Source organism: uncultured Thiohalocapsa sp. (assembly GCF_913062725.1).
In the GTDB taxonomy this organism is placed as follows: domain Bacteria; phylum Pseudomonadota; class Gammaproteobacteria; order Chromatiales; family Chromatiaceae; genus Thiohalocapsa.
In genome coordinates, this window is record NZ_CAJXWY010000117.1 from 1 (window position 1) to 4,007 (window position 4,007).

Annotated in this window: 2 protein-coding genes; one reads left to right on the plus strand and one right to left on the minus strand. The window is 64.1% G+C overall.

All coding sequences use genetic code 11. From position 1 onward, the window contains the following. A partial coding sequence (locus QZ588_RS17805; RefSeq protein WP_295544433.1) for a TIGR02452 family protein occupies nt 1–2,543 on the minus strand: 2,543 nt, incomplete at its 3' end. Between the two features lie 403 nt (nt 2,544–2,946). Here QZ588_RS17805 and QZ588_RS17810 point away from each other — a divergent pair. Next, nucleotides 2,947–4,007: DUF6569 family protein (locus tag QZ588_RS17810; RefSeq protein WP_366929610.1), on the plus strand; the 1,061-nt coding region annotated here is incomplete at its 3' end.

Sequence of the window (4,007 nt, forward strand, 5' to 3'; positions counted from 1 at the left end):
CCAAATGCGTCCTCGGGGAGTTGTCCCGCCTTCACCGTAAAGAGATCGAACTCGCGCAGCGGATTCGATGAGACCCAGCCGATGTCGCGCTCCAGCACGTCCGCATCCAAGCCCGCCACCAATCGATTGGCGAAGACAATCATGGGCTGATAAAGCGTCGGCTTGGTATAGAGATAGCTGGTCTTATACTGGCCGGAGCCCCGCAGATCGGCCTCGGCGAGATCGGATGGCAGGTTGGGCAGCGCCGCATGCAGCCAGCCGAGCTGCAAAAAGAGCCGCGCGAGGACGATATCGGGCTTGATCACCGGAAAGCCCAGGTCCATCAGCAGATGCAGGCTGGTCAGATCGCCCCGATAGCCCTGCTGATCGAGTCGCTTGAGGATCTTCCAGACCGCCTGCGCATCACAAGGCAAATCTCCGGTCACAAAGCTGAGCGCCATCTCATTCGGGTAGAGCTCAAAATAGTGCTTGAATGCCCGTGCAACACTGATAAGCTTCTGCAGCTTCGGAATGTTGGCCACCGTCTGCTTCCCGGCAAAGGGACCGGTCCGGTGAATGAAATCGGTCACACAGGGGCCGGCGCGAACGATATCGTGCCCCTTATTCTCCAGATCCCAGCACGCGTCAGAAAACCACCGATAGTCATCGAACAACGGCGTGAGATCCGCCACCTCCGTGGTGGCGATCTGGGCACGAATCCCCGAGTAACGGGTCTTCGTCCACAAGTGATGCCAAAGCTGGGTGCGCGCCTCCGGCGTGGGTGAGCGATAGTACGCAAGGTTGGCGCGCTCGCAGATGGACATGACCATCGAGCGAAACCGCGCCTGGTTGTCGCGATAACGCCGGCGGGCATCGGTATCCGATGTGTCGGGCCGGGTGGCCTCACGCCAAACCCTGATACGCAGCTCGCGATAGGTGTCGCGGGCCTGCGCCAGCATCGAAGCGCTGGGCTCGGTGTCGCCGGGCTCCACGGGCTCGAAGTCAGGTGCAGCCTGAAACGTATCCAGGCACGCCGTACCGTCCGCCAAGGACAGCGCACGCTTCGCATCGTACTTGCGCGCCTTGGGTGCCCGGGGCGCCATCTTCATTTGCAGAAACAGCGGCAGGTCGTCGACCAGCGCTACGGGCTGGAATTGCTCCCGGAAGATCTCAGCGGTGGCCTGATCACGGACGGCGAACACCACCGATCTGAACGCACCCTGGAATTCGTGCTGCAACGCATCGAAAAACAGCCGCGCGACCAGTCGTGGACTGTTACCAAAGGAGCCGCAGCCCCAGGCGCCGAGGATCAGGTGGTCATGACCGTAAGCCTGGGCACAGCGCAGCACCTTGTGCATGCGCCGCGACATGGACTCGGTGATCTCGTCGCGCCGTTGCGGCGCGCGCTGCTCCACGATCCGGGCATTGATGGCCGTTGCGCTGATAAAGGCGCAGCTATAGGGCCGCGCCAGCAGCCGCCCATCGGTGTCGCGAAACACCGGCACCGCGGGCGCATAGATCAGATGATCTGAATAAAAGGGGTCACGGTCCTGGTGCTGTTGATAGAAAGCACGCTGTTGCCTGAGGCAGCTGAGCAGCCCGGTGGCGCCCATGAGGGTCTGCTCCTGACCCCGACCGCCACTCAGGAAGTTACCCCCGGGCTCATGGGCATCGGCGAAATTCAACACCAGCACAGACCGCGGTGGGCGGTCGGCGAGTGTCTGCATGGCCTGCAGCGTTGGCACCTGTTGCACGTCGATGCGCATGCGCCGCGCACGGGTATTGAAGCCCTTGAATTGCCGATGCGCGAAGTCCTCCGGTGCGTGGGTGTGCGTGTGTGCAACGGCGTGTTGCAGCATCGCGCCGATCTCCACCTGCTGCCCCAGCGGGTCGAGGTAATGACCCGACTCGAGAATCCCCAGGGTTTCCCGGGCCAGGGCGCGAGCCCGTTGCTTCGGCTCGTCAAAGGCCTGCAATGCCAGATGGATCTCTTCGTCCGTCCGGTGTGCAAGCGACCGGATCAATTGGGAGAAGAGCTTGGGTCGGCGCAGGACGATACCCCGCACATCACTGGCGAGCTTACCCGCCATCGCCAGCAGCACATCGGGGTCTTCATCCAGCTCATCGGCGAGCGCGCAAATGGCATCCTCATTGGGTGCGCCTTTCTTGCCGTGCTCGATATTGGACAGATACGCCGGCGGTAGGCCGACGCGCTCGGCGACTTGCCGCAGGCCATAGCGGCGATCGGTCTTGCGCAGCTCCTCGCGACGCGCTTTGACATGTGCTCCGAAGCTCTCATGCGCTTGCCATGACGCATCTTCATCCCACGCTGTTGCGGGTATTGCGGACAGCACAGCGGGATCCATCTCCAGCAGTTCGGCGAGCAGATGACGCGTCTTGGCGTCCAACTTCACGGCAACGCCCCGTTCGAGCGCCAGCAGCTCGCATGGCGGCAAGCCAATGGCGTCGCACAAATAGACCAGCGTGAACGATGGATCGTGACGTTGGCGCTCGAGCCGGCGTGCGCGCAGCTGTGCGCCAACCTGGCGCAGAGAGGTCATCATAAAAGGGAGGAGTATGAGCATTCGTGGGGCCAGTATGGCGGACTGCCACGACGCAATCAGTCGTGTCACCCAGTGGTTCGGGCACAGCCAACACGGCGCGACCACTCGAGCGGCGTTGTGAGCCGTGGCACGTCGTACACTTCAGGATATCGTCACATTCCCGTTACATTTTGCGGTATGACGGGGCGCGTGGGAATGGGGCAGGAGCGATCGTGTGCAAAATCTCAGGGTCAACTCGGATCGATCAATGCTGGGCCAACGCGCCCGGGGCGCCGCCAGCGGGTCGTCGCGCTCAGTGCGCGCGGGCGGCGACCAATGGGGGCTCGGTCGACGCCGCGGACCAGGCGACAAGTCCTGACGCAAAACCCTGATTCACTATGGCGGTCAATTCAGGAGACCTGCCATGTCAATCATCAAAACCACCCTGTCCGGCCTACGGCTGGGCGCCGAGCAAAGACACGCTGATCTGGTCATGATCCCGCTGCTGGGCGAGGGCCTGACCACCCCCGATTACCTGCTGCTCGATGCGGCGCTGGAGACCAAGCGCGCCCGCGTCACCGAAATCTCCGAGGGCGGCAGCGTACCCACACTGCGCTTCGAGAACAACGGCGAGCGCCCCGTCCTGCTACTCGACGGCGAAGAGCTGATCGGCGCCAAGCAAAACCGCATCCTCAACCTGAGCGTGCTGGCGCCGGCCAACGAGCACATCGAGATTCCAGTGTCCTGCGTCGAGGCCGGACGCTGGCGCCACGTCTCCGCCGAATTCCGCAGCGCCAAGCGTGCCCATTATGCGACCGGGCGCTCGCACAAGGCGGCGAAGGTGAGCCAATCGCTGATCGGCGCCGAGTTACGGCATGCCGACCAGGGCGCCATCTGGCAGGACATCCACGCAAAATCAGCCCGCATGCGGGTGCAGTCGGACACGGCAGCGGCGGCGGCCCTGTACGACAGCCGCCGGCGACAGCTCGACGATTACGACAGGGCCTTCCACACGGTGTCCCAGCAACTGGGCGCGGTCTTCGTGCTGGCGGGCAAAGTGATCAGCCTGGACCTCTTCGATTGCGCGCAGACCTGCACCGAAACCCTGCCCAAACTGGTGCAGAGCTGCGCCCTGGACGCGCTGGACGCCCAGTTCGCCGATGCCATCGCCAACGCAGGCTTGGATGGCCTGCCGCCGTTTGATCCAGCGCGGCAGCCACGGCCAACGGCCGCCGCCGACGCCAAGATCACACCGCTGGATGCGGCGGGCACCTTCCTGCAGGCACTCACCGAGGCCAGCACCCAAGCCTTCGACGCCATCGGCGAGGGCCAGGATCTGCGCTTCACGGGCCAGGTCGTCGCCGGCGGCGCCCTGGTGGCCAGGGATCGCCTGATCCACATGTGCGCCTTCCCGGTCGCCGCCGACGCTGCGGACCGACGCCGGCGACAGCGTGCGCGCCGCAGCCACATCGCCCGCCCGTCCCG